The sequence below is a fragment of the Patescibacteria group bacterium genome (assembly GCA_024238995.1).
Classification (GTDB): domain Bacteria; phylum Patescibacteriota; class Minisyncoccia; order Minisyncoccales; family JANBVM01; genus JANBVL01.
On the sequence record JANBVL010000003.1, the window covers coordinates 45,304 to 71,297 of the forward strand.

The 25,994-nt window shown below is 31.1% G+C and carries 24 protein-coding genes; 8 read left to right on the forward strand and 16 right to left on the reverse strand.

What is annotated here, in order from left to right; genetic code table 11:
* Positions 1-28 precede the first annotated feature (28 nt).
* From KJI70_01710 to KJI70_01750, 9 genes are all read right to left on the reverse strand, one after another.
* Positions 29-1,006: a hypothetical protein gene (locus KJI70_01710; protein MCP6718246.1), complete on the reverse strand. Its 978-nt coding sequence runs from the start codon at positions 1,004-1,006 to the stop codon at positions 29-31.
* The gene (speE, locus tag KJI70_01715) at positions 1,003-1,881 is read right to left on the reverse strand and encodes a polyamine aminopropyltransferase (protein MCP6718247.1); all 879 of its coding nucleotides are present in this window, start codon (positions 1,879-1,881) and stop codon (positions 1,003-1,005) included. Before speE ends, KJI70_01710 begins: the two co-directional genes overlap by 4 nt.
* Entirely contained in the window at positions 1,868-2,995 is a 1,128-nt protein-coding gene (locus KJI70_01720) for a bis-aminopropyl spermidine synthase family protein (GenBank protein MCP6718248.1), read from the reverse strand. Before KJI70_01720 ends, speE begins: the two co-directional genes overlap by 14 nt.
* Positions 2,996-2,999: 4 nt before the next feature.
* Positions 3,000-3,395, reverse strand: coding sequence for an adenosylmethionine decarboxylase (gene speD, locus KJI70_01725; protein MCP6718249.1), 396 nt, complete (start codon positions 3,393-3,395; stop codon positions 3,000-3,002).
* A 136-nt stretch (positions 3,396-3,531) separates the two neighbouring features.
* A complete protein-coding gene (raiA, locus tag KJI70_01730; protein MCP6718250.1) occupies positions 3,532-3,969 on the reverse strand; it encodes a ribosome-associated translation inhibitor RaiA in 438 nt (145 codons plus the stop codon).
* Positions 3,970-4,057: 88 nt separating this feature from the next.
* Entirely contained in the window at positions 4,058-4,240 is a 183-nt protein-coding gene (locus KJI70_01735; GenBank protein MCP6718251.1) for a hypothetical protein, read from the reverse strand.
* Positions 4,241-4,499: 259 nt separating this feature from the next.
* Positions 4,500-5,483 (reverse strand): UDP-N-acetylmuramate dehydrogenase, encoded by a 984-nt coding sequence (gene murB / locus KJI70_01740; GenBank protein ID MCP6718252.1) that lies wholly within the window; start codon positions 5,481-5,483, stop codon positions 4,500-4,502.
* Between the two features lie 252 nt (positions 5,484-5,735).
* Positions 5,736-7,451 carry a peptidoglycan-binding protein gene (locus KJI70_01745; protein ID MCP6718253.1) on the reverse strand — a complete coding sequence of 572 codons (1,716 nt, stop codon included), beginning with the start codon at positions 7,449-7,451 and terminating at the stop codon, positions 5,736-5,738.
* 25 nt (positions 7,452-7,476) lie between these two features.
* On the reverse strand, positions 7,477-9,477 hold the full coding sequence (locus tag KJI70_01750) for an O-antigen ligase family protein (GenBank protein MCP6718254.1): 2,001 nt from the start codon (positions 9,475-9,477) through the stop codon (positions 7,477-7,479).
* 63 nt (positions 9,478-9,540) lie between these two features.
* Between KJI70_01750 and KJI70_01755 the strand changes: the two genes are divergently transcribed.
* From KJI70_01755 to KJI70_01790, 8 genes are all read left to right on the forward strand, one after another.
* Positions 9,541-10,845 (forward strand): sugar transferase, encoded by a 1,305-nt coding sequence (locus KJI70_01755; GenBank protein ID MCP6718255.1) that lies wholly within the window; start codon positions 9,541-9,543, stop codon positions 10,843-10,845.
* A 1-nt stretch (position 10,846) separates the two neighbouring features.
* Entirely contained in the window at positions 10,847-11,704 is an 858-nt protein-coding gene (locus KJI70_01760; protein MCP6718256.1) for a glycosyltransferase family 2 protein, read from the forward strand.
* A 5-nt stretch (positions 11,705-11,709) separates the two neighbouring features.
* Complete coding sequence (locus KJI70_01765) at positions 11,710-13,113, forward strand: B12-binding domain-containing radical SAM protein (GenBank protein ID MCP6718257.1); 1,404 nt, start codon at positions 11,710-11,712, stop codon at positions 13,111-13,113.
* A 3-nt stretch (positions 13,114-13,116) separates the two neighbouring features.
* Positions 13,117-13,806, forward strand: coding sequence for a class I SAM-dependent methyltransferase (locus KJI70_01770; protein ID MCP6718258.1), 690 nt, complete (start codon positions 13,117-13,119; stop codon positions 13,804-13,806).
* Positions 13,803-14,792 carry a glycosyltransferase family 2 protein gene (locus tag KJI70_01775; protein MCP6718259.1) on the forward strand — a complete coding sequence of 330 codons (990 nt, stop codon included), beginning with the start codon at positions 13,803-13,805 and terminating at the stop codon, positions 14,790-14,792. Before KJI70_01770 ends, KJI70_01775 begins: the two co-directional genes overlap by 4 nt.
* Complete coding sequence (locus KJI70_01780) at positions 14,782-15,855, forward strand: radical SAM protein (GenBank protein ID MCP6718260.1); 1,074 nt, start codon at positions 14,782-14,784, stop codon at positions 15,853-15,855. The genes KJI70_01775 and KJI70_01780 overlap by 11 nt, the downstream gene beginning before the upstream one ends.
* A gap of 29 nt (positions 15,856-15,884) precedes the next feature.
* On the forward strand, positions 15,885-17,597 hold the full coding sequence (locus KJI70_01785; protein MCP6718261.1) for a hypothetical protein: 1,713 nt from the start codon (positions 15,885-15,887) through the stop codon (positions 17,595-17,597).
* A gap of 74 nt (positions 17,598-17,671) precedes the next feature.
* Entirely contained in the window at positions 17,672-18,961 is a 1,290-nt protein-coding gene (locus KJI70_01790; GenBank protein ID MCP6718262.1) for an oligosaccharide flippase family protein, read from the forward strand.
* Here KJI70_01790 and KJI70_01795 read toward each other — a convergent pair.
* The 7 genes from KJI70_01795 to KJI70_01825 form a co-directional block, all read right to left on the reverse strand.
* Complete coding sequence (locus KJI70_01795) at positions 18,954-20,042, reverse strand: glycosyltransferase family 4 protein (protein ID MCP6718263.1); 1,089 nt, start codon at positions 20,040-20,042, stop codon at positions 18,954-18,956. The two genes, KJI70_01790 and KJI70_01795, sit on opposite strands and share 8 nt — an antisense overlap.
* Positions 20,042-21,148, reverse strand: a complete 1,107-nt coding sequence (locus KJI70_01800; protein MCP6718264.1) for a radical SAM protein — start codon at positions 21,146-21,148, stop codon at positions 20,042-20,044. The genes KJI70_01795 and KJI70_01800 overlap by 1 nt, the downstream gene beginning before the upstream one ends.
* 23 nt (positions 21,149-21,171) lie before the next feature.
* The gene (locus KJI70_01805) at positions 21,172-22,176 is read right to left on the reverse strand and encodes a class I SAM-dependent methyltransferase (GenBank protein ID MCP6718265.1); all 1,005 of its coding nucleotides are present in this window, start codon (positions 22,174-22,176) and stop codon (positions 21,172-21,174) included.
* Positions 22,177-22,240: 64 nt separating this feature from the next.
* On the reverse strand, positions 22,241-23,272 hold the full coding sequence (locus tag KJI70_01810) for a glycosyltransferase family 4 protein (GenBank protein ID MCP6718266.1): 1,032 nt from the start codon (positions 23,270-23,272) through the stop codon (positions 22,241-22,243).
* The gene (locus KJI70_01815) at positions 23,269-24,510 is read right to left on the reverse strand and encodes a class I SAM-dependent methyltransferase (protein MCP6718267.1); all 1,242 of its coding nucleotides are present in this window, start codon (positions 24,508-24,510) and stop codon (positions 23,269-23,271) included. Before KJI70_01815 ends, KJI70_01810 begins: the two co-directional genes overlap by 4 nt.
* Position 24,511: 1 nt before the next feature.
* A complete protein-coding gene (locus tag KJI70_01820; GenBank protein ID MCP6718268.1) occupies positions 24,512-24,913 on the reverse strand; it encodes a WxcM-like domain-containing protein in 402 nt (133 codons plus the stop codon).
* Positions 24,910-25,902 carry a GDP-mannose 4,6-dehydratase gene (locus KJI70_01825; GenBank protein ID MCP6718269.1) on the reverse strand — a complete coding sequence of 331 codons (993 nt, stop codon included), beginning with the start codon at positions 25,900-25,902 and terminating at the stop codon, positions 24,910-24,912. Before KJI70_01825 ends, KJI70_01820 begins: the two co-directional genes overlap by 4 nt.
* Positions 25,903-25,994: the final 92 nt, after the last annotated feature.

Sequence of the window (25,994 nt, forward strand, 5' to 3'; positions counted from 1 at the left end):
AGCAAGACTTCTTCTAGCAAGAAGTAAATCAGGATCTCTTTAAAGAAACTTGGATTTTAATCTGAGAAATGATCTTTTCAAACAGTCCTTTATTATCTTGACCTAATTGTTCTGGAAAAAACAATCCTTTTTGAGAAATATTTTTACTCAAAACTTCTTTTGCTAAAACTGTTGGGAAAATTGCTGTAATTTTTTGCATTGAATTTAATGATTCATTTTTCTTTGAAATTGATTTCATCTTCCAAGTAATTTGTTTTTTATCAGTTTTAATTTTAATTATTCCAACAGTTAAATTATCTTGTTTCTTAGACTCTAATTTTTTTGCTGTAGATCCAATATTCTCATCTTTTAATAGATTTTTATTATTTAAAGATTTAAAAAATTCATGAAAACCTAAATTCCTAATTATCCTATAACTCATATTTTTAACCTTTAAATTATCGATTAAAGAGCCTAATCCTTCAGCCAAATATGTTTCAGAATTAATTCCTTGAATTTTTTGTTTCTTATAATCAGAAAAAGGTTTTACTTTAACTTTTTTTCCATTTTTAATTAATATTGGCTCTAGCTGATGTCCTTCTATTAAATCTTCAAAGCACCATAGGAATGGAAATGAGTTTTTTTGTCCTGACAAACTTCCTGCTGAAATTTCGATTTGTTTAACTTTATTCTGTCTTGCTTCCCTGCCACATATAAAATTAATAAGTCCTGGAGAAAAACCAGCAAAAGGAATTACTAAAATTCCTGCTTTTTTAATTTTGTTTTCGTTTTCTAAATAAAATTCATAATCTAAATCAGAAATATCAATAAAATCTTTCTTATGCTTCAAAGCTAGTTTCAAACCAAGCTCTCCGATATCACCAGGCAAAGCTGAAATTATTAAATCAGCATTTTTAACATTTTCTTCTGAATTAAAAAAACAAGCTTTTGTCTTGCTTTTTTCACGCCTTAAATAATGAATAAGTGCTTTCCCTATTCTTCCTTTCCCCAGAATTAAAACTTTCATTTTATTTTATAAGCTTCAGGTAAAACCATACTAGCTTTATGGATTTCTGGAGAATAATATTTAAACTTGTGTTTTTTAGCTAATTTATCAAACTTACCTTGTATTTTTTTAAAATTAATTTTTCCCAAATCTATGCTTTCAGAACCAGCAATAAAACTATATTCTCCGCAATGATAAGACGGCACAGTAAATCTGTAAATAACAGTGTTAGAAAAGATTGCTTTTATTCCTTTAAAAATCTTTTTAATTAGAGTATTAAAATCTAAAAAAGAAGCTCCCAAAGTAATAATAATTCCATGTTTAGTCAAAGATTTTAAAACCTGATTATAAAACACTTTAGTGTATAAAGGAGAAGACAAGCCCTGATATTCTAAATTCGTACAATCAATAATTACTGCATCATAATGATTAATATGTTTTTTAATAAAATCTTGCCCTGGTTCAATGTAAACATTAACCCTTTTATCAGAAAAAGATTTTTTATTAATAGAAATAAGATGTTTTTTACAAATCTTTATAAACTCCTCATCCAGCTCAACTAAATCTACTTTTTTAACATTATGCTTTAAAACTTCTCTTAAAATACAACCATCACCTCCCCCAATAATTAAAATATTTTTAGGGTTGGGGTGGGAAAACATTACTGGATGAACCATTATCTCGTGGTAAATAAACTCATCTTTTTGAGATAATTGATTGATGCCATCTAAAAAAAGAATTCTACCATATAAGTCATTATCAAAAATCAAAACATTCTGGAACTTGGTTTTTCCTTTAAATATTAATTTATCAATAGAAAAACAATGTTCTATTGTTTTTTTTCGTTTTCCAGGAAGTGATTTTTCACAAAACCACTTTTTTTTAGAGATAGGCATAAAACGGCTTATCAAACTTAACTCTTCTTGGTCTTTTACCCAGATAATTGAAAATGTATAAAGCAGCGCCTAATTTAGGTGATTTTTCAATAGTTTTTTTATTAATAAATTTAGTCATTCTTTTTAAAACAACTTCATCTTCCTTGTACAACTTAATATGAGGGTAATAAACTTTATTTAGAATCAATTCATTAATAATTAGATTATTTTTTGAAAAGAATTCTTGCAGAAACAAAAACCTATTTCCTATTGCCTCATCTCCTATCTCTAAAAACACAAAGCCACCATCTTTTCCTAACTGATCTGTGCCAAACTTAATAAATGTTTTGATTCCATCTTCTGTATAAATTGGGTTGGCTAAAAATCCAACAAAGTTTTCTTTTAAATCTTTTTTCTTACTTAAATCAACTTTTTTAGTTTTAATTTTTAAGTCAAACTTCTTGGCCAAGATATCAATACATTCTAAAAGTTGAGTATCAATGTCAATTGCCAGGCATTCAATATTTGGATCAGCTAAAGTCAGAATAACTGAAATAAAGTCATCATCACCGACAAGTAGAAACTTTTTGTTAAAAGGAATCTTTGCAAGTATTTTCTCTGCAACAAAAAATGCAGATTCAGCTGATATTGGCATTTGGTCCCATTTAGCTTTAACTTTAAATCTTTCAAACTTTTTAAATAAATTAATAACTGCTTGTTTGTCTTGAGCTTTAATTTTTAATTTCTTTTCAACAACACTTTTAATCTGTTTGGCGGTTTGAGGTTTGGGAATAAACTTTTCAATTCTTTTTTTAAGTAAAGTAGTTTTTCCATTTCTTGAAACTTTAATTATTTTTTCATCTGTTAAAAGTTTCAGATAAGGATATAGATCCCAGTCTTCTAAGGCTTCTTTTGTAATAAATTCAAAAACATTGTCAGAATAAATTATTGTTTTGATGTCATGCAAAAACCCTAAGAATGTAGGTTTGTAATAATTATCATAAAACTCACCAAGAATCTTATCTGACACCTTCAAATCCTCAAGGCTTGTTGAGTGCTTTTTTCTGTCTTCAATAAACCTTGTTTTCTGAGATTTTAAAAATCTGATATATAGTTTTTTAAAATATTTTTCCATTGTTTTAAGCTTTGCCTCTTTTTACTTTCTGAATTTCAATTTTCTTAGGGACAAATACACTTTTTAAATAATCTAAAGCCTTATCGGGAGCAGATTTATCACCACAAGTAAAAATATCAATAGCAACATAATTGTATTCAGGCCAAGAATGAAGTGTAAGATGACTTTCAGCTAATAAAACAACCCCAGTGATTCCCTGCGGTTCAAATTTATGGATTACAATTTTTAAAGGAGTACAATTAGCTTTTTTTACTGCTCTGATGAGAATTTCTTTGATTTCTTTCTTATCTTCAATAATTCTGCCATTCCAAAATTCAGCGATCAGATGAACGCCTGCGTGTTGAAATTTATTTTTTGTATCTATGGTCCATTTAATAGACCTCTTTGTTTTTGTGTTCATAGTTTTAGTCAATCGCTTTATCTTTCAGCACTAATTAATGCTGAAAAACTCGCTCAACAACTTGTAGGTTGTTGAGAAAAACAAAGAGTTAAAAAAAGCGATTGAGGTTACCTTAAAATGAAGTTCATCTTAAGGATCAGATTCCTTCTTCTAAATTTCTTTCTCGTTTATGAAATCTAGCAGAAGGAGAAATTTTGGATTCTTTTTTTGATACTCGACTTTTTCTTTTAAATTTTGCAGTCATTTTTGCTTTCTGACTCCTTAATTGCCTTTGGAGATCAGCTCTAACATCGTCTAAAGCAGTTCTAATGTCAGCTGAAATAGCTTCTGAACGAATAGTTCCCCCTGGAAACCTCAATTGACATCCTGCTTTAAAAAAAAGGCCTTTTTTGTGATGAGTGCCTTTTTCGATCTCAACAAAAGCTTCCAATGATGGTTTAATCTTGCCAGAAAGACTGCGATAATTATTATTAGCAAATCTAGTGAATTTTTCAAGAGGGCTTATTTTTTTCTCAATAAACTTATAAATACTAGGAACCAACTTTATTTTGGTAGTTTTAATATTTATCTTCATAAAAAAGGAAAACCCCCACGCTTTTTCTAGTGTATCATTTTAAAAAACTTTTACAAGTTTGAAATGATTAAGGTGGGGGAAAGGCTTTTTATCTCTTTTTTCTTCTTCTCTTTGCTGGTTTTCTTTTAGTTGCTTTCTTTCTTTTCTTTGCTGGCTTTCTTTTTCTTGCGACTTTTCTTCTCTTTGCTGGCTTTCTTTTTCTTGCGACTTTTCTTCTTTTAGTTGTTTTCCTTTTTTTTGGTGCAGCTTTCTTTCTTTTTCTTTTTACCATAATTTTGAAAAAAAATTATTTATTTTCATTGGCAGATAGTCGACTTCCCTATCGCCTTTTTTAGAAATTAATTTTAAAAAATTTTTAAAACAAAAAACTTTTTTAATTTTTAATTTATTATTATATTTTTTCATTTACAAAATTAATGTCAAGTGTTAAAAACTATTTTTTGTAACTTTTTTAAAAAAAATTTGATTTTGAAACAAAAAAAACAAACTTTTTAGTTTTGTTCTTTAGTTTTTTAAAAGTTTCAACAAGTTTAAAAATTAAAATATTGAATTTCTTCTTCTAAAATAATTCCAAATTTGTTTTTAACTTTAGTTTTTATTAATTCAATTAATTTTTTTACATCTTTTGCTTTTGCATTTCCTAAATTAACAATAAAGTTTGCGTGTTTTTCTGAAACTTTTGCTTCTCCAATAATTTTTCCTTTTAAATCGCATTTATCAATTAAATAACCTGCGGATATTGTTCTCTTCTCAATAAATTTTTCTAATTCTGGAAATTCTTTTAAAAGCTTCTTATCAAAATTAGAAATTTTTGATTTTGTTAACGCATAATTTTTAAAGATACTTCCTATAGAAGGAAAGCTTAAAGGTTGTGTTTTTTTACGATAAGCTAGATATGCTTTCATTTTCTTTTCAATTTCTATTTTATCTTCTTCTTTTAACTGAATTACACAAGATAAAACAATCAAATTAGGATTTTCTTTAAAAATACTGGTCCTATAATTAAATTTACAATCTTTGTTTTTAAAGATTTTGACTTCCTCTTTTTCTCTGTCAAAAACTTCTACCTGTTTTATAACATCTCCTATTGAGCCCCTTATTGAACCACCAGAAGCACCAGCATTTCCTCTTGTAGCTCCTCCTACTGTTCCTGGAATCCCTGTTAATGGTTCTAAGCCGGTTAAATTATTCTCTAAAGCAATGTTTACTAACGTTGCTGTTGATAAGCCTGCCTCTGTTAAAATTTCATTGTTTTGAATTTTAAATTCTGACATCTGAATTTTTATAACCAATCCTTGATACTCTTTATCTGATATTAATAATTTGCTTCCGCCTCCTAAAATAAAAAACAACAAGTTATATTTCCTTGCTAATTTTACAGCTTTTATTAAATCCTGTTTTTTTCTGACTACAAAAAAATATTTTGTTTTCCCTCCAACTCTAAATGTAGAATGATTCTTTAACGAAACATTTAATTGTACACCAGAAAGATCGCTTTCAAATTCTTGGCCCATACGTTCTAATTAGGCGATTGCTTAATGAAAACGTATGGGCCAGAAGAGTTACTCCTATTCTAAGTCTTTAGTGAGTGCTATCCTCCTGACCCACTTATATTCTAAAACATTATTTTAAAAAAGAAAAGATTTATCATAAAAGCAAAAACCCCGTAAAACGGGGCTTTTGCCGACTAGGAATGGAGTTCTAAAAACAGAACCGCACTCACTAATTCAATATTAACAATATTTTTGTTTTTTGTCAATACTAGGCTAATCAGACAACTGATTGATTTTAGTTCTTGTCATTGGTCCAACAAAACCAGTTCCTGATTCTAAACCTATTGGAGTTAAAATCTCACTGGAATATTTGTCTTGAAAACGGATAACGGCTTGTTTTGTTAAAGAAAGAAAGTTTCCTGTGATTAAACCTTCAGGATAAATGTCTGTTCCTTGAGATTTTAAAAATTCCTGCAAACATTTTATTTCATTATCATTTGTCATGCCATAATAAAGGTTTTTATCAAAACTAGTACAATCTCCATTTGACACTGAACCTGTGCCTAAAAGCGCATCTAATTGCGCTTGAAGTCTTGTTATCTCTTTTCTAAGTTCATCAATTTGAGCTAAAAGCTTAGCTGTTAATTCATCTTCTTGCGGCTCTTCTGATTCTTCGACAGTAGAAGCTGACCAGAAAAAAGAAATAGAAGGTTCTGAATCTAAAAAATTAGAAGTTTTATTTTGAGCAGAAGGAATAATTGTTAAAGAAATATTTGAAGAACCGAATCCAGAAACATAGATATTTGCCTTGCCATCACTATCTGGTTCTAAAAAAGTAATTGATAGTTCGCCTTGATCATTTTGAACTAAATAAGGGATCTTGAACTTAGTCAAAGAAGAAGTTATAAATTCCACTTTCAAATCTCCGTGATTGCCACCAATGAATTTATGCCAGTTTCCTGCCCAGTCTTTAGTTGTATTTGTAACTGATAAGGTGCTTTTTCCAATTGAAGGAAGATAATTGATTAAAGGATTAAGTTTCAGATTTTTTAAGTTGTTATTTAAATAACAATATTTATTAAATAAAGAACAATCATTAATTAAAATAGCAATGGTCCAATCAGTAAAAATCTGACTAAAATCTTCCTCAAATCCAGCTTTCATTAATGCAGAATTTAAACTCTGGATGCCTGTCTGCGAACTTTTTAAGGAATCTATTAAAATCCTTACACCATAATGGTCAACTAAATAATGTATAAATAAACTTGCCACCCCATAATCATAAGAAAGATTTCTCCATTCAGTTAAAGAATCATAAGGTTTGTCTAAAAAATTCTGTATCCTTCTTTGTAAATCACTTCCTTCAAAAACTTCATTATATCCTAACATGCTTGATACATATTCTGAACGCGCTTCATTTAACCAAATATCTTCAGAAACCCCATAAATTTTTTCTTTCTGATTAAAAGAAATCAAATGCTGAAACTCATGAGCTAAAAAGCTTTTTGCTAAATCACTACCTAAATTCAAAGCATTAAAATAAATCATCTCTTTCTCGTTTGAAGTAAGGATTTGAGATTTTGGAAATTCATCAGCGCTGTTAAAATAACTGCCGACCTGCTCATTCATTGGATGCATTAAGATTGTAATCCTTAAGTCTTTATCTATCCCTGGCTTCCATTCAGAGCCAAAATTCTGAGTTAAAACAGGATAAATATTGGTTGTGAATTCTTGAGACAAGGCAGTTATTGCGTTATTCATTTCAAACTGTTCGTTTTCTTCTAATCCATCCCACCAGCCATTATCTACATACCAATATGCTGTTTGGGAAATTTCTCTTAAAGTAGCCTGAATTTGTTCTCTTTTTAAAGAATCATAAGAAGATTCAATATAAAAACTAGCTGAATCCCCTAGGACTTGTTCAGCTTTAACAAAAATAGGTAAAAAAACAATGATTAAAATGATTGAAATAAAAGTTAAATTTTTCATGTATTCATTTACTTTTCCACAAAAACTAATCTAATTCAATGCCTAAAGCTTTGTAAATTTCAGTTACTTTTTTAACATCTTCTGCGTTATTTCTCCAATTATAGCCAGCTGCTTCTGCATCTTTAACTTTCTCAAGGGCTTGCTCGTATTGACCTGTTATGTAATAAACCGTGGCTAAATACCAATGGGATCGGGCCATTCTTGGCTCCAATTCAATTGCCTTTTTAAACAAATCAAAAGTTGCTTGACTTTCACCTTGCGCCAGCTTCACTTCAGCTAAATGCCAGTAACCCTGCTGATTGGTAGGGCTTAATTCTATTGCTTTTTCAAAAACCCGTTCTGCTGAATCCAATTTTTCCTTGTCAAGACTAAAACGATAATCAGTGAAATAAAGTCTGCCTAAAAAAAGATAGGGGCGGAAATCTAAAGAATTCTTTCTAATGCTTTCCTCCATTTGCTCTTCACCGATATCAAAAGCTAGTTTCACAGCCTCTTTATCATTTTGAGAATTAAAAGTAGACTGATAAATTTTCAAAGCAAACTGTTCTCTAATTTCATATTTTTCCATTAAAGTGTTTAATGATTTTTTATAAGCCACCGTCATCTCTTCTGGATTATCAGAAGCAATAACTATTTCAACAACACTTACAGCGCTTGAAAATGGCTGGATATTGCCAAAATAAAGAAGCAAAGTAGTTAATGATATGATAAGGCCAAAAACAATATTTCGTCCCAATCCTTCTTTAATAAAATTAGATGGCTCTTCAGCTGAATCTGAAAAGGAATATTTTTCTTCATTTATTAAAAAACTAACAAATCCTAAACTTAAAAAGAATACTGTATAGCTTGAAATCATATCAAAAACAAGCAGATTTTGGGCAAAGTAAATAATTAATAAAGCTGCCATTATTAAACAAGGCATCATGTTTTCTTCTTTTTTTAAACAGATTTTAAAAAGTGCGAAAATGGAAACTGCGAAAATCAATAAATGACTTAAAAGCCCGATTACCCCACTATTTACCAAAGTATCTAAGACAATATTATGAACCCTGTCAAACCAAATCTCTCCCCCGCACTCTGATAGGAATACACAGGGATTAAAGAATTTAGTAAAAACTACATTAAAATTCTCTGGCCCCCAACCAAAGATTGGTTTTTCTAAAAATCCTTTCCAGCCTTTTTCCCAAACAACAAATCTTGGCTTCATGTCTTTTAAGACGTTTCCAACTCTGTCTTTAAGAAAAGAGGGTTGAATAACCAGTGCAGCAATGGCTAAAATCACTAAACAAAGAATCAAACCAGTTCCTATTTTTTGAAGCTTTTTTTTCTTAGAAAACAGTAAATAACCCAATAATATTAGAAACAGACCAAACCAAAAAGAAATAATTGCTCCTCTAGCAGTAGATATTAATAAGGTTGGAATCAAGAAAAGCAGAGATATTCCAGAAAAAATTCGTAAAAATGAGCTTTTTTTTGTTAAGAACAAGACTAAAGCAAAGAAAATGTCGAAAAGCAGATAAGCTGCCAGAAAAGAGGTATTGCCAATTGCTCCTCCTCCTCTGCTAGAAAGTTGACTGTTAGTTAAGACACCAATACAAAGAATAATTCCCACCAACACTGACACAGCAAGAATCTTTTCCCAATCTTCTCTTTTTTTGAAAGTGCTTGTTAGAATAACAAAAAAAGCTAAGAGGTGAAGAAAAGTAAAAATCCCTGTCATTCTTTCGTAAGTACTCCAAAAACTCCTTTCAAAATTAATACCCAAAACAGATGTTACTATCAATACAAAAATGAAGGTCAAAATAGCAGTAAGTATAATATTAGGTTTTGGCCGATAACGAGGAAACAATAATATCAGGATTAGATAAGCAGCCAGCATAATCTCCACTAAAATCCTGAAATAAATAGTCTTTGGAGTAACAAAAGGAAAAAAAGAATAACGGTAAACAATTACTGGAGCAAACAAGGCTAAATATGCTCCTGTTTTGATTATGAAAAGACAAATTTTTTTCAATGCTTGAATCATTCAATTATTTTAGCCAATATGTAAGATATTGCAAATTTTAACGCTTTTTACTAAAATATATCTATGTCAAGTATGAGGAAAATCCTTGTTTTTTTGGGGGATATTTTCTTAATCTATCTCTCACTTTTTCTAACCTTATTGTTAGGGTTTTTTGGTGAATTTAGTTTTGAAATATTCTCTTTGCATGTGTTGCCTTTTTCCATTATTTATGTTTTTTGGTTCATTATTTTCTATATTTTCGGCCTTTACGACCTTCATTTGATTAAAACTAAAACCTCTTTTTATGCCAATACTCTTGGGGCCCTTGCTGTAAGTTTAGTTCTGGGAATGCTTTTCTTTTATACAGTTCCTTTTTTTGAAATTGCTCCAAAAACCAATTTAGTAATAAATATTTTAATTTTTGGAATCTTGTTTTTAGGCTGGCGCAGATTATTTTATTCTCTGTTTTCAGTGCACTTTTTAAACAGAACCATAATAATGGGGAAAGGTTCTGAAGTTGAAATATTAAAAGAAGAAATTAATGAAAAACCTTATCTCGGCTATAAGATAATTTCAATAGATATAAATAAAGATCTTTTTTCTCAGATTCAAAAACATAACATTGACACAGTGATTTTCACAGAAGAATTTGAATCAAACCCTGAAATGCTTAAAGCCCTTTATTTTTGTTTACCAGCTAGAGTAAACTTTTTAGAATTTGCTAAAGCTTATGAATTGATTTATGAAAAAATTCCGGTCTCAACAGTTTCTCAATCCTGGTTTTTAGAGAATATAAAGGAAAGAGAGAAAAGTTTTTATGATGAAACAAAAAGGATTTTTGATATAATTTCAGCCAGCTTTTTATTCATTCTAACTCTCCCCCTTTGGCCTTTTATTGCCATGGCTATTAAATTAGAAGATAAAGGTTATGTATTTTATTCTCAGAAAAGAATTGGAAAAGACAGAAATTCTTTTGTTTTATATAAATTCAGGTCAATGAAAGTTGGAGCAGAAAAAGAGAATGCTGTTTGGGCAGAAAAAGAAGACAAAAGAATAACTAAAGTTGGAAAGTTTTTAAGACAAAGTCATTTAGATGAAATCCCTCAAATGATAAATGTAATAAAAGGAGATATTTCTTTGGTTGGACCAAGACCAGAAAGGCCAGAGTTTGTTGAAAAACTAGAGAGAGAAATTCCCCATTATCATTTAAGACATCTAGTAAAACCTGGGTTTACAGGCTGGGCCCAGATAAAATTCAGGTATGGAAGGTCTTTTATAGACAGCCGTAAAAAATTTCAGTATGATTTATATTATTTGAAAAATAGAAACTTTTTGCTTGATATAGGAATTTTACTTAGAACTTTTCAATTATTTTTTAAAAAAGAATAAAATGAATCAAATAAAAACATCGATCATTATACCAGCCTATAATGAAGAAAAGGGAATTGAAAAAGTAATTGCGAATGTCAAAAAACATCTTAACCAAGAATGCGAAATAATAGTAGTTAATGACGGTTCCACTGATAGAACTAAAAACATACTGGAACAAATGCCTAGTATTAAAGTTATCAATCATCTCGAAAACCGCGGTTATGGAGCGGCTCTTAAGTCTGGTATCCAAAAGGCCCGAGGAGGATATGTTCTAATTATTGATGCTGATGGTACCTATCCAACAGAAAGTATCTCTGATTTACTTAACCAAAAAGAGCGTTACGATATGGTAGTTGGAGCTAGAATAAATCCTCAGAGTCAAATACCTCTTGCCAGAAAGCCAGTTAAATGGCTGCTTACCCAACTAGCCAACTATTTAACAGGAACCAAAATCCCGGATTTAAATTCCGGACTCAGAATAATTAAAGGAGATGTTTTAAACCAGTTTATTCATCTCTTGCCTGATGGATTTTCTTTTACTACCACCATTACTTTGGCTTTATTGACCAATAACTATCAAGTTAAATACTTTCCCATCAATTATTATAAAAGAAAAGGTGAATCAAAGATAAAACCAATTAGAGATACTTTAAATTTTCTTCAACTAATAATTAGAACTATCCTTTATTTTAATCCCCTCAAAGTCTTTATCCCAATTAGTTTAATTTTATTCTTGTTAAGTCTGGGAGTTCTAGTCTATAGCTATTTTTTCACGCCTCAAATAATGGATATTACTATTGTTATTTTTTTCATTTCAGCCATTCAAATATTGGCAATCGGCATGATAGCTGATTTAATTGTTAAAAGTAGAAAATAATTATTATGGACATTCTTTTCATTAATCCCCCATCACCGGACAACTCAATTATTATTAGAGATTTCAATCGTTCGGGCAGAACAAGCAAAGAAAGAATCATTTGGCCTCAAACTAGTTTGGCCTATTTAGCCGCTATGACCCCTGAAAATCTTAAAATAGAAATACTTGACTGTATAGCTGAAAAAATAAACTGGGATAAATTTTTGAAGATATTGAATATTAAAAAACCTCGCTATGTGGTATCTCATGTCATAACCTCTACCGCCCGAAATGATTTAAGGGTGTTTGAAGAAGCAAAAAAGATAGGTGCCATTACTATAACCATGGGTCCTCATGTAACAGAGCTTCCTGAAAAAACATTACGAGAAAACCTTGACCTAGATTTTGTTATTGTTGGTGAACCTGAAATTACTTTTAGAGAATTAATTAAAAATCTTGAAACTAAAATCCACGATTTTGGGAAAATAAAAGGTCTGGCCTATCGTATTCAGGAAAAAATAAAAATAAATGAAAGAAGAGAATTCTTAGCAAATTTAGATGAATTACCTATCCCCCGCCACGACCTGTTGCCTTTGAATAAATATGTTTTTCCTTTTATGGCTTCCAAATTTACTTTTGTCCTTTCTGAAAGAGGATGTCCTTTCCCTTGTACTTTCTGCCGTCAACCAATTATGTGGGAAAGAAAAATTAGACACAGATCTCCTGAAAGTATAATCAAAGAATTAAAAATCCTTAAAGAAATAGGATTAAAAGAGTTTATTTTCCATTCAGATACTTTTACCATAGATAAAGATATAGTTATGAAGCTTTGTCAAATGATGATTAATGAAAACTTTAATTTTAGATGGGCTTGTAATAGTCGAGTAGATACAGTAGACGAAGAAATGCTAAAATTAATGAAAAAAGCGGGTTGTTGGATGATTGCCTATGGCATTGAGTCAGGATCTCCAGAAATTTTAAAAAAATGTGAAAAGGAAGCCACAGTGGAACAAGCAGAAAAAACTGTTAAATTAACTCACGAAAATGGCATTAAAGTCTATGGATATTTCATAATAGGGCTTCTCGGTGAAACCCAAAAAACCATTCAGGAAACAATTGAATTCTCCAAAAAACTACCTATTACTTTCGCTATTTTCCATATTGCCTCTCCTTATCCTGGAACTAAATTCTATCAACAAGTTAAAGAAAAAGGATGGTTGGTTTCAGAAAAATGGGAAAACATTGATCAGGGCAGAAATGCTCCTATTCATTATCCTCAACTCTCTGGAAAAGAAATAATGGCTGGAACTAAAAAAGCTTACAGGTCATTCTATCTAAGGCCAAAAGTAATTTTAAATATCCTATGCTCAATTCGTAATTTTGGAGACCTTGAAGCGCTTTTCCGAGCCGGAATAGCACAACTTTTCTAAAATATGAACCAAAAAAATATAAATCAAGAATTAGCTCAATGGAATGATCAAATGGTTAAAAAACACCACTCAAAAGGTGTACCCCTTGAAAGTAAAAATATATTTTTAAGAACTATTGAAAAGATGAGATTGAAAAAAATTATTCAACTAGCTCAACTTAAAAAAAATGACCTTGTTTTAGACTTAGGATGCGGGGAGGGCTCTTTAATCTCTCTAATGCCTGACCTTCTCCAAAAAATAGTTGGACTTGATATTTCTAAAATTGCTCTAAGCAGAGCTAGAAAAAATTTAAAAGAAAAAGAGGGAGTTGAATTGAGATTAGGAAATGCCGAGAACTTAGATCTTCCAAATGAATCTTTTGATAAAATTATCTGTTCAGAAATGCTCGAACACGTCCCTCGACCCAGAAAGGTTATGAAAGAAATACACAAAATCTTAAAAAACGATGGTCTTCTGGTTATTAGTGTGCCAGATGAAAAAAGAATACAATTTATTATGAAAATCGCTAAAATTCTCTATTTAAATAAAATATTGGGCGCTTGCCGAGAAGAAGAAGAATATGACTGGCATCTTCATCGAGCAGATAAAAAATTCATTACTGATATATCTAAAGGACTTTTTGAAATACAAAAAATCTATAGAATCCCGTCTATGATTGGATATCATTTTATAGCCACTCTTGCAAAAAAATGAAAATATCAGTTATTATTGCCACATACAATGATCCTCAACTTAAAAAATGTTTGGATTCTCTGTATGCATCTCAAGACGCAGATTTTGAAGTGATTGTAATTGATGATGGTTCAACTACGGTGGATGTAGAACAAGTTGTTAATAATTATTCTGCCTATTATTGTTTAAAACTTGAAAAAAACACAGGTCCGTCCATAAGTCGTAACTTTGGCGCCAAACAGGCTAAGGGTAAGATACTCTTTTTTCTTGATTCAGACGCCCAAGTTTATCCTGATACTTTAATTAAAATTCAAAGGCGTTTTGAAAAAGAGCCAAAACTTCAAGGTTTATCTATTATCTGGAGTGATGAACCAATTAAAGACACTTTTTTTAATAAATTTAAAGCAATAGAAATGAATTATAATTTTAAACACCTTTTTAATTGTAGCTGGGGCAGTAATGGCTCAGCAATTTATAAGGATATTTTTTTAGCAGAAGGAGGGTTTGATGAGAAATTTAGAAAAGTTTATGGTGAAGATTTTTTTCTTGGGTTGAAATTGTTTGGTAAGGGTTATAATATTAGTCTTGATAAAAATATTTTAATGAAACATTGTTTTTATGAAAAATACTTTTTAGGTTTGAAAAAATATTCAATGCGGGCTTTTTTAAGAGCTAGAGAATTAGCTTCAGTAAAAAATAAGCTTGAAACAAGCTATAATAGTAAAAGATTCCAGGCTCTTTATTTATTATCAATTTTTACAATATTTTTTGGAATCCTAGGTTTGTTCTTGTCTATACCCTTATTATGTTTAGTGGCTATTGGCTTGTATCTAATTTTCTTTAATTTAGTTCTTAAACTTTATGTTGCCTTTTATAAAAAGTATGGTCTAACTTTTTTTATTAAAGCTGTAATAACACATTACTTTTACATTTTATCAATTTCAATTTCAGGTATTTTAGGATTCCTGATTGGTAAGATGTTTAAGAAAAAATCTTATGAATTTTAAAAAGTATCTCCGTTGGGCAAAAGGTTATTTTGCCCAAATTCCATTTTATACTATTTTTTACATTACCTCGCGCTGTAATGCTCGCTGCGCGCACTGTTTTAATTGGAGACTAATTGAAGATTCGCCTAATCGTAAAGAGTTAAGTTTAGAAGAAATAGAAAAAATTGCAAAGAATTGGGGTAATATGCTTATGATTAATCTAGGTGGTGGTGAGCCATATTTAAGAAATGATATTCCAGAAATTGTGGAGATTTTTAGAAAGTATACCGGAGTTGAAATTGTAGGCGTGCCGTCCAATGGTTTTTTAACAGAAAAAATCGTGGCTACAGCTGAAGAACTACTTAATCGTTTTACAGATATTCATTTCCGATTTACTTTTTCTATTGATGGTTTGAGTAAAACTCATGATAAAATTCGCGGCGTGCCTGGTGGGTTTAAAAAAGTAATTCAAACAGCCAAAGGAGTTAAAAAACTAAAATCAAAATATAAAAATTTTACCTTAAATACTAATTCATGCTTTATGCAAAATAATCAAGATGAATTAATGGATTTGTTAAAGTACCTTAAAACAGAAATTGATCCTGATACTATGGGTGTAACTTATATTCGCGGTGAAGCTAGATTAAGTGAGACTCAACAAAATCTTTATAATCAAAAATATAAAGAAGCGATTGACTATTTAACAGACTTGAAGTATGACAAATTTAAAAATCACCCCCTAGCCAATTTTATCTGGGGGGCGACAACTCTTGCGCGACATAAAGTGTTTGAGAATTTAAAAACTGGTAAACGCAATTTTGAGTGTTATGTTATTAAAAAAATGATAGTTATTGATGACATGGGTGAAGTTAAAATCTGTGAGATGTTGCCAACTTCTCTAGGAAATTTACGTGAGCATGACTATGATATTAAAAGAATTGTTACTTCAGATTTGGCTAAAAAAGAATATGAAAAAATAAAAAAACACCAATGCAACTGCACTTGGGAATGTGCCATCCGTACAGGCGTAATGTATAATCCTAAAGAATATTTTTCAATTCTAAAATATTTCTTTAAGAAATAATTTTTCCTTGTTAATGAGTCAATAATAAAATGAAAAATATTATAAAAATAACAATTTTGGGAGCAGTTATTTTCCTCTTAACCATTTCTGTCTGGTATTCGCTTGTTTTATTTAAAGGTTACACTCCTTATGGGGTGGAAGTAGGAACCGTTATTTTGGGTCGAAACCTGGCTCAAACCGGAGTATATGGAGCAGAAAACGATCTTAACGTCCTCCTCTCTTCTAATTTGGTTAAAAATCAGGCTCATACTTCAGCTCAAGCCAATAAATTCGCCGCTCTGCTTTATGGAGAGTTTTTTAAAATAATGGGACCACTTAGTGAAGAGAATTTAGTTTTATTTTCGATATCCCTTCATGCTCTCTCTTTAGTAATTTTCACCTTAATAATCTTTTATTTATTCGGCTTTAAATTATCGCTAATTTTTTCTCTAATCTATATGTTATTGCCCTTTATTTGGCAACTTCCTTATCGTTTGGGTACTTACGAATTTGCTTTGTTATTTTTTTCTTTTTTCTTTTTATTTTATCTTTGTGGTACCAAACAAAAACGCAACTATATTTATTTGGGAATCTCGGGAATTTTCCTTGCTTTAGCTTGTTTATCCCGAGAAACTCTCTTGCTGTTTGTGCCATTTCTTTTTATCTATTTGTGGGTGGTTAAACAAAAGCGCTATTTACTTTATATTTTTATCCCTTTTATAGCTTTATTTAGTTATCTTTGGCTACCTAACGCCTTAATGATTGGAGACGGAGGCAATGTTAATTTACTTCATTTTACTACCCAGTCACCAGACAAATTAAAATCAGCTGATTTTAGCCGTTACGGCCACCTCTTTCCTGATCCTTATACCTATCATTTCAATAAAGAGGAATTTCTAAAAGATTATCAAAATCAGTTGGACAACGAAAAAATAGATTTTTCTACTAAAGCATATTTAATTAAATCCGCTTCCAATATTGGAATTAGATCTCCGGGTTTTTTAGAAAGAATGGGGGTGGGATTAGTTTTGTTTTCCGACCACCTTTTAAGATTCTTCTCTCTAGAAAAAATTGGAGGACCTTTTATCTTTTTGTTAATGATTTTGGGAATTTACAGCTTGAGGCAAAAAAATAAGCATCTATATGTTTTCACTTTAGGCTGGATTTTTTCTACTATTTTCCTCCTTTCTTTTTTCATCTTAGCTGCGAGATCACATCTAATGGATTTTGGCTGGGTAATCGCCCTCTTTATCTCCCTGGGACTAGTAACATTAATTAAAATACTAAATGAATATTTTGGTTTTAAACAAAAAAAATCAACAATTCTCTCCATTATAATTATTGTAATTTTGCTCCATCATCTTCTACTGGTTAATCATGCGGCCTGGAACAGATTATTTGATCGGCATCGAATAGATTCGTTAGTCAGGGTATATAGCCAGAAAATTAAAGAATTCAATGTTCCTGATGAAGGCGTTATTGCCTCTCCTCTTGAAGTTTCTCATCTCTATCGTCTGAATTATTTAAATAACAAATCTTTGGTCATTTTTCGAGTAGAAACTATTGAAGATTTATTGAATAATGGAAAATTGAATTCTGTTTTTGAAAAATTTGAAGTGAAATACATTTTGGGTTATTCCGACGAATTTAGTAAAAAAATTATTAATCAAACCCAAGTAGCTAATATTGCCACCGACTCAGCGAAGTTTTTCCAAATCAATGCATCTCTGAATAAAATTTGGTTATTAGATTTAATAAGATAAACCTTGTTAGAGAATTGTTCTTTTTGTTTTTACTGTCATAATCTTTAACAGGGTAAAAATAAAGTTCCTAAGATATGTTTAATGCGTTAAAAATTAAAATCCGGCGTTTACTTATCTGGTCTCAAAAATATACTCAAACTGATATGATTTATCTAGCTAAAGGAGGGTCATGGCTAACTTTAGGGCAGATAATTTCAACAGCTGCCTTTTTTTTGTTGGCAGTAGCTTTCGCTAATTTACTTGACCCTGTCACTTATGGAAATTATAGATATATCCTTTCTTTAGTTGGAGTTTTAGGTATCTTTACTCTCACTGGAATGAGAACGGCTATAATTCAAGCCGTAGCTCGAGGTTTAGAGGGTTCTTTTTATACTGGTTTTAAAACCAAATTAAAATGGGGGTTACTGGGAAGCTTAGTTGCCATAGGAGGAGCCATTTACTATTGGATCAAAGGAAATTCTCTTTTGCCTATTCCACTATTTATCTCAGCTATCTTTTTACCCTTAATGTTGGCTTCCCAAGTATACGGTGGTTTTCTAGTTGGGAAAAAATTATTTGATATTCAGGTAAAATACAATACCCTCAGTCAAATCGTTTCTGCTGGAACATTAATTGGTGCTCTATTTTTAACCAAAAACCTGTTTTGGTTAATTACAATTTATTTTGTTTCCCGCACCTTTTTAAATTACTTCTTTTATTTCTTAACCAAATCAAAATTTAAACCAAACAAAAAAGAGGATCCTCAAACCCTCTCCTACGGAAAACATATGAGTTTGCTTGGAGTTTTAATTACCGGAGCTTTGTATCTGGACAGAATTTTAGTCTTCCATTACTTAGGAGCAGTTCCACTTGCAATTTATCATTTTGCTATCACCCCTGTTGAACAGCTTTGGTCCTTTTTAAAAAACTTTCAACCTCTAGCTTTATTCAAACTAACCATTAGAAGTAAAGAAGAAATTAACAAAAATCTATACAAAAGGACATTTCAGTTGCTATTCATCGGAGGAATAATTGTTTTAGCCTATGTTCTGATTGCTCCCTTTCTTTACAGAATATTATTTCCCAAATATTTAGAGTCAATTTTCTTTTCCCAATTATTTTCCTTAACAATCCTATTTAAATTGGCTGGTCTTTTCGTTGGAACAATATTTCCCTCTCATAAATTAATAAAGTCCCAATATATCGGGGTAATTTCTTCTCATTTATTTCTAATTATATCTCTTTTAGTTTTGGGAGCTCTATGGGGAATTATCGGTATCATGACAGCTAAAATTTTATTTAGTTTTTTTGCTCTTATTATTGATATTATTCTCTGGCAGAGAGAAATAAAAAAAGCACGAATCAAGAAAATCAAGCCTATTTAACATAATTTTGGAAAACTTTTTCCAATTTATCAGTTGAACAATCCCAACCGAAATCCTGAATAAAATCATAGCCATTCTCTGCAATTTTCTTTCGTTCTTTTGGATTTTCTATTAATCTAATGATATTTTCTGACATTGCTTTTACATCCTTAGGTTTAGAAACTAAAGCTGTTTTTCCCGGAATTGTATAATCAGGCACTCCCCCTACTTCGGTCGCCACCACAGCACATTTACAAGCCATTGCTTCCATCGGAGGAAGACCAAATCCTTCGTTGTGGCTGGGAAAAACAAAAATGTCAGAGGAATTATAGATTTTTCTTAATTTCTCTCCATAAGGCATTTTGTGGAATTCTATGTCTGAAGAGATTTTTTCTTTTGGCTCAGGTCCAAACATCACGATTTGAATGGTAGGATATCTTTGTTTTGCAATTTTGCAAGCCGCAAGCCCATCTTCTATACCTTTCCATTTTACTCTACGGTAAGGCAGTAAAATTCTGATTCTATCGCTCTTTCTCTTCATGTTCTCTGGGTAAAACTGCTCTAGATTAACACCGTTTGGTATTACCACTTCAATTTTTGCTTTTAACTTCTCTTTGAGAATCTCTTTTATCCAATTTGAAACAACAATATTGCGAAGCCCAAGTTGAGTGTAAGTAGCATTTACCTTATTTTCCGGACCGCACCAAATTTCGTAATGTTGAATGAAATAAAATTTTTCGCCTTTGTCTTGATGGTATTTACTCACTTCGTAAGCCGTTTCCCATCTAGTCGCTATCACTACATCAGCTTGAGGAATATACCTTTCATTAAAAGTCGGGACTTTAAGCAATTTTGCTTTTAAAGGAAACCATTTAACTGAATTCGGCCGAATAGAATTTAAAACTGAATTTTTGATTTTTCCGTATAATCTTTTAAAACTATAAAAATCAAAACCCCATTTTCTTGAAGAAATAGATAAGGGCACTATAGGATATATTATGCAGACTTCGTGTCCTCGATTATGGAGACGATTAGCATGCTCAAACACAACCCTTACCCCTCCGCTTACTGCCGTGTTCTTTAAAAGAAAAATTATTCTCATTATTTTTTATAAAATTTTCCTGTGAGTTTTTTTAGAAGAAGGTCTAGATGTTTAAAATTAAACATTAAATTAGGGAAAAAGCTAGAAGAAAAACTCCATCCTACGCCCCAAGAATTTAAACATCCTTTACAATTCTTTACACATTTCCTGGCATTTTTAGCTTCTAAACTGTTCCATATTTCGGTAGGAGTTTTTTCTCTTACATTCCCAGCACTAGTCTCCCATAAACTCAAGCAAGGAACAATGTCTCCATTGCATTTCAGAACGCAAAATGTATACATACCGAAACAATTAAATTTAATCGAACCTCCTTTTAGCCAATTAATCCACATGTCATTAAGAGGTTCGGTAGGAAGAGATTCTACAATTTTTATCATTTTCTCGCCAAGATGTTTCTTGTCAACTAAATCTCTTCCAACATTATCATAAAATGAAGATTCACTAAACCATTGAACCACCAATCCTACTTGCATTTTTTCAGCATAGTCTTTGACATCTTCAAAAGAATCAATTGTTAAATTTGAAAGAGTATATCCAATTACTGGAAAAACTTTATTTGTATTTTTCCTTAAAGCCACTAATTCTTTTAATAATCTGTCTGCATTTCTAAAGTTGCCTTTAACGCCTCTTACTGAATCATGCTTCTCTCCGATTCCATCTATTGAAACTCCGACTTTTAAAGGAATGTCGTGAGAAATAACCTCATTAACTACTTTAATTACCCTGTCTACAGCTATACCATTGGTGCTTAAGTGCAACTGAGCATGTGGCAAGGCTTTATTTATTGCAAGATAAAATTCTACAATATCTGGACGTAGAACCACTTCTCCTCCAGAAATTATAATATATTTCAAATCAGAAAAAACAGGGTCTTTAAATGTGCGTTCTATCTCTTGTGGAGTTAATGAATTTTCTGTTGGCTTTTTTTTCCATATACTACAATGGGTACAACGAGAATTGCACTTATCAGTAGCTTCAAACCACATCCATCTTGGCTTAAGAGAAGTTTTTTCCCCACTTCTTAAAATTAAGTGTTTAGCTCCTGAAAACGTACCTTTAAAAAGTTTTTTAAAAAGTTTAGGGTAGATACCAAATTGTTTTTCCATGTTATATCTTTATAAATATTATTTTAATAATCATTTTTTGACTTTCTGCTGGATACAAGCTCAATAACCATAACACCATTTTTAACTCTAGCAATTCTACCGAAGCCCCAGACAAGAAATGCAGGTATACCAGCAATAATAAAGTTCTTTAGTTTAGCTGCTTTTTGAACTAACCTAGTGAATAATTTAGGTCTAGACGGAAAATCCTGAGCAGGTTGAGTTTGAATACTAGAAATCTGTTTATTTTGAACAGGCTTATTATTTTTTTTAACTAAACCAAATCGAGCTTTTTCTGAAAATAACTCAAACAAATGAAAAAATTGATCAACATAATGAATGAACGATATCTTAAAATCAATTTTTTTAAAAAGATTAGACATTGCCTCTTTGTTCCATCGACTTATATGCCATGGAGGAAAATCCCATTCATACATATCTGTCAAGAACCTTTCCCTTGAAGGTGTACTTAAAACAATCTTGCCTTTGGGCGCCATGTGCCTTTTAATTCCTTGTATAAAACTTAAAGGATCATCTAAATGCTCAATTACTTCAAAAGAAGTAATGATGTCAAATTTGGGCAAGTCTTTCTCTTGAAAAAATTCTTCAAGCTCCATGGCAAAAAGATTTTGGAGGTTGAATTTATCTTTTGCTGTCTTGATAGCTGATTTAGTAAGGTCAACTCCCCAGCATTCACAACCGCGCTTCTGAAGCTCATAAAGAAATTCGCCTCGTCCGCAACCTATATCTAAAACTTTTGTATTCTTAGGAAAGACAGGATATAGTGCTAAAAACTTTTTGTGATAACCTCGATAAAGACGGGGTTCTTTTGTAGTGGCAGTAGTGTATTTTTCTTGAGCTTCATACCATTTAGCTCCTGGATTCTTGAATGGCTCCCAAAACTGAACGCTACATTTTACGCACTCATAAAGCGAAAAATCATTCTCTCTCAGTGAATAATCTCTTAAAAATTCAAAGTTGTTTCCTTCCTTACAGATTGGGCAAATTTTAGGTGATGGCTTTAAGGGCATAAATGCTTAATATTTTTAAAATATGATAAACATACTAACAAAAAAATAGAAGAAAGACAAACTTTTAAATTATCTTGATCAATTGTTTTGCAATTTGTTGAATTGAAAACTTTTTTTTAATATCGTTTTGAGCTTTTCTGCCTAATTTTTCCCGTAGTTTCTGGTCGGATAGCACTAATTTTATTTTTTCACACCATTCGTTAGTTGTATCTGCTAAAAAACCATTTTCTCTGTCTTTAATAATAAAACTATTTTCTCCGAAGTTAGATGCAATCGGAGGAACAGCACAAGCCATATATTCAATTGTTTTAGCATATTTAGCTCTATTTAAGTCATTTTCTATAAGCGGCATTATGCCGATATCAAATTTCTGAATTTCTCGAAAAACGTCTTTAGCACTAACCCAGTCGACAAATTCAACTTGTAGTCCTGTGATACTATTAAATAAATTGTAGATTCTTTTTTCACCTCTGGCTCCAATTAGTCGAAACTTAAACTTAACATTATCTTGTATTAAATTATCAAAAACAGGCTTTAATAATTTAAGACTTTCGACATGAACAAGACCGTCGCCAACCCAACCAATTATAAGAGGAGTATTCTTTATTCCATAGTCTTTAGTGAAAGATGAATACATAGAAGAAGGGATAGCATCAGGAAGATAAAAAGATTGAGAATTATATTTCTTTACCCAATCTAAAACAAAATGACCCCCACATGTTACTTTTTTGGCTAATTTTACGAAAATAAATGTTTTTATGGGAGAGTGGGTAAATATCGCATCGTCAAGATCAAAAATAAATTCTTTTCTGAAAAAGATTCTTGCAAATATTACTGCCAGGAAGAAATATTTATTATAAATTGTCCGCTGTAAAAAACATGTATCGCCTTTTTTGAGAGAAATCAAGAGTTTTAAATATTTAAAAAAAGATTTTATGTTATCAAAGAATGAATTATTTTTTTTCCAGTCAAAATCTAACGGATAAACCTTTGCCTTATAACCCAGTCTGTTGAGCTCTTCAGCTAGAAAATAAGCTCTGTAACGAGAGCTGGCTATTTTTTTGTTGCCTTTTGAAAAAAAATATATTGTGCTCATAAAATTTTAACTTCGGGCACTGGAATTATAAATTTGAGCCCCTGTTCCCTTAGATCTTTTTCCTTTTCCAAGATAGAGTCTTTATAATTCCAAGCTAAAAGAAGCGCATAGTCAAAAACTGTTTCTTTTATTTTTTGAGTAGAAAGCACTGGGACGTGAACACCGGGCGCATAAAGACCTTGTTTTAAGGAAGAATCATCAACAATAAACTCTAAAATGTTATTATCTATTCCGCAATAATTTAATAAAATATTTCCTTTAGCAGGAGCCCCATAACCAATAATTTTCTTGTTTTCTTTTTTTAATTTTCTAAGTAAGGATATTAACTCTTTTTTGTTTTTTTCTACTTTTTTAGCAAAACTGGAATAAGTTTGTACTTTATCCAGTCCTAACTCTTTTTCTTTTTTAAAAAACTCGTTAACAGAAACTGAATCTTTTGAATTCTTCTTAATGTAAACCTGTAAAGACTGACCGTGGATAGGAATTAATTTAACATCAAAAATTTTTAAATTAAATTTATCAAACAATTTTTGGAGAGTCAATAAAGAAAAATAAGAAAGATGTTCATGATAAATTTGATCAAATCCTCCTACGCCTGCTAATCCTAACAAATTAGCAACCCAATGCACCTCAATCACGAAGACTCCTTTTTCTCCTATTAAAATTTTCACACCCTGGAGCACTTCTTCTAAATCGTCAATGTGTGCAAACACATTACTTGCAATAACAACTTTTGCCGAGCCGTATTTCTGAAAAATTTCCTTTGCTAATTCTTTGCTAAAAAAATCATTGATGGTATCTACTTCTTTTTCTTTAGAAATTTTCGCAATATTTTTTGCTGGTTCAATATTCAAAACTCGGCATTTGCTTTTAATGCTATTCAGTAGAACGGCGTCATTTCCACCAATATCTATTATTAAGTTATTTTTTGATTCAATAAATCTATCTAATAATTTCTTTCCCAACCCTATAAAATGGTTCACCAGAGGTAAACTGGTAGAAGTTTGGTAATAATACTGCCCGAAAAGCAGCTTGGGACTTACTATGTCTAAAACCTGAAGAAGACTGCAGTCTCTGCAGAAATAAACAACAAGAGGGAATTTTTTTTCCTCTTTATCTAGCTCTTGCTTTTTTAAAAAAGCGTTACTTAAAGGCATATTCCCTAAATCCAAGATTTTTACGAAATTTAATCCCCCACAAACCCTGCAACTTGTTTTGTGAAAAAAATCTTTATTCATTTTATTTAAGAATTTCGAAACGAAAAGCGTCTGGCTGTTTAGGATTATAAATATCGCTTTGAGCGCTTACAAAATATGCTGTTTTCTTCCCTATATTTTTCACTGCATGAGAGATATGGGGAAGGAAAGTTATCACTTTTGGTTCTTTTTCAGAAAGCTGAAACGAAGTCTTTTCTTTTGTTTTTATATCCTGAAAAGCAAGCTTAACTTTTCCCGTAATAAGAAAAAACCATTCGATTCGTTTTGAGTGGTAGTGATTTCCTCTTACATGTCCTGGTTTAATTGAAGCAATATGAATCTGTTTTACCGGTTTTTCAAGTTCATTTGATTTCAATAATTCCACCAGCCAACCTCTTTCATCAGAATGGGTTTTTAATTTTTTAATTTTATATTTTATTTTCATAAATTTAACCATTCCGGATGCTCTAATGTCCATTTAATAGTCTTTTTTAATGATTCTTCTAAATCTCTGGGTGGTTTCCAGCCCATTTTTGCTAATTTCTCTCCGCAAAGAGCATACCTTTTGTCGTGTCCTGGCCTCTCAACAGGATATTCAACAAATTCTATCTCTTCGTCTTTTAGTTTTCGTTCTTTAATTAATTCACATATCCAGTCAGCTATTTCTAAAACAGTCTTTTCTTCACCAACAATATGATAAAATTCTTTTGGCTGAGCCCTATCTAATAAAAATAACAAACCATCAGAAACATTCCGGGCATGAATCCAACACCTGGAAGCCATATCATTTCTTCCTCTACCATGAAAAATTACTTTTTGATTGTTTGAAATAGCTCTAATCACCTTAGGAATAAATTTTTCCACATGCTGTCTTTCACCAATAATATTCATTGACCTTATAATTGAAATAGGAAGTTTGAAAGAATGAGCAAAACTATAAGCCATCATTTCTTCACCAGCCTTGCTCCCACTGTAAGGATTGGATGGTTTAAAGGTATCCTCTTCTTTAAAATAAACACCTTCTGGGGCAGAACCAAACACCTCGTCAGTAGAAAATATTAAGGTCTTGCATTTGGGCTGATGATGCTTAAAATACTCCAATAAATTAGCAGTTCCCAGCACATTAGACATAACAAAAGGAATGCTGTTTTTTAAGCTTTTATCAACATGACTTTCTGCGGCAAAATGAACGCAATAATCTAATTTTCCAATTAATTTATGAATACTGTCGGAAATCGAAGCTTGCAGGTCGTGCCAGACAAATTTGACTCTTTTGGGAGTAAAAACCTCGCTATCAGTAATTCTGTTTAAATTTCCTGCGTAATTTAATGAATCCAAAACAATTATCTCCCAATCAGTATTTTTAAGAAGGTGGTCAATAAAGTGATGACCGACAAATCCAGCTCCTCCTGTAACTAAAATTCTTTTTGACATAAGTTTTTTATTTGAATTAAATTCATGGGTTTTTTTAGTTTTTTATGCTATTTTTTACTACCTATAACTCTAAATATCTTAAAAAGTCTAAT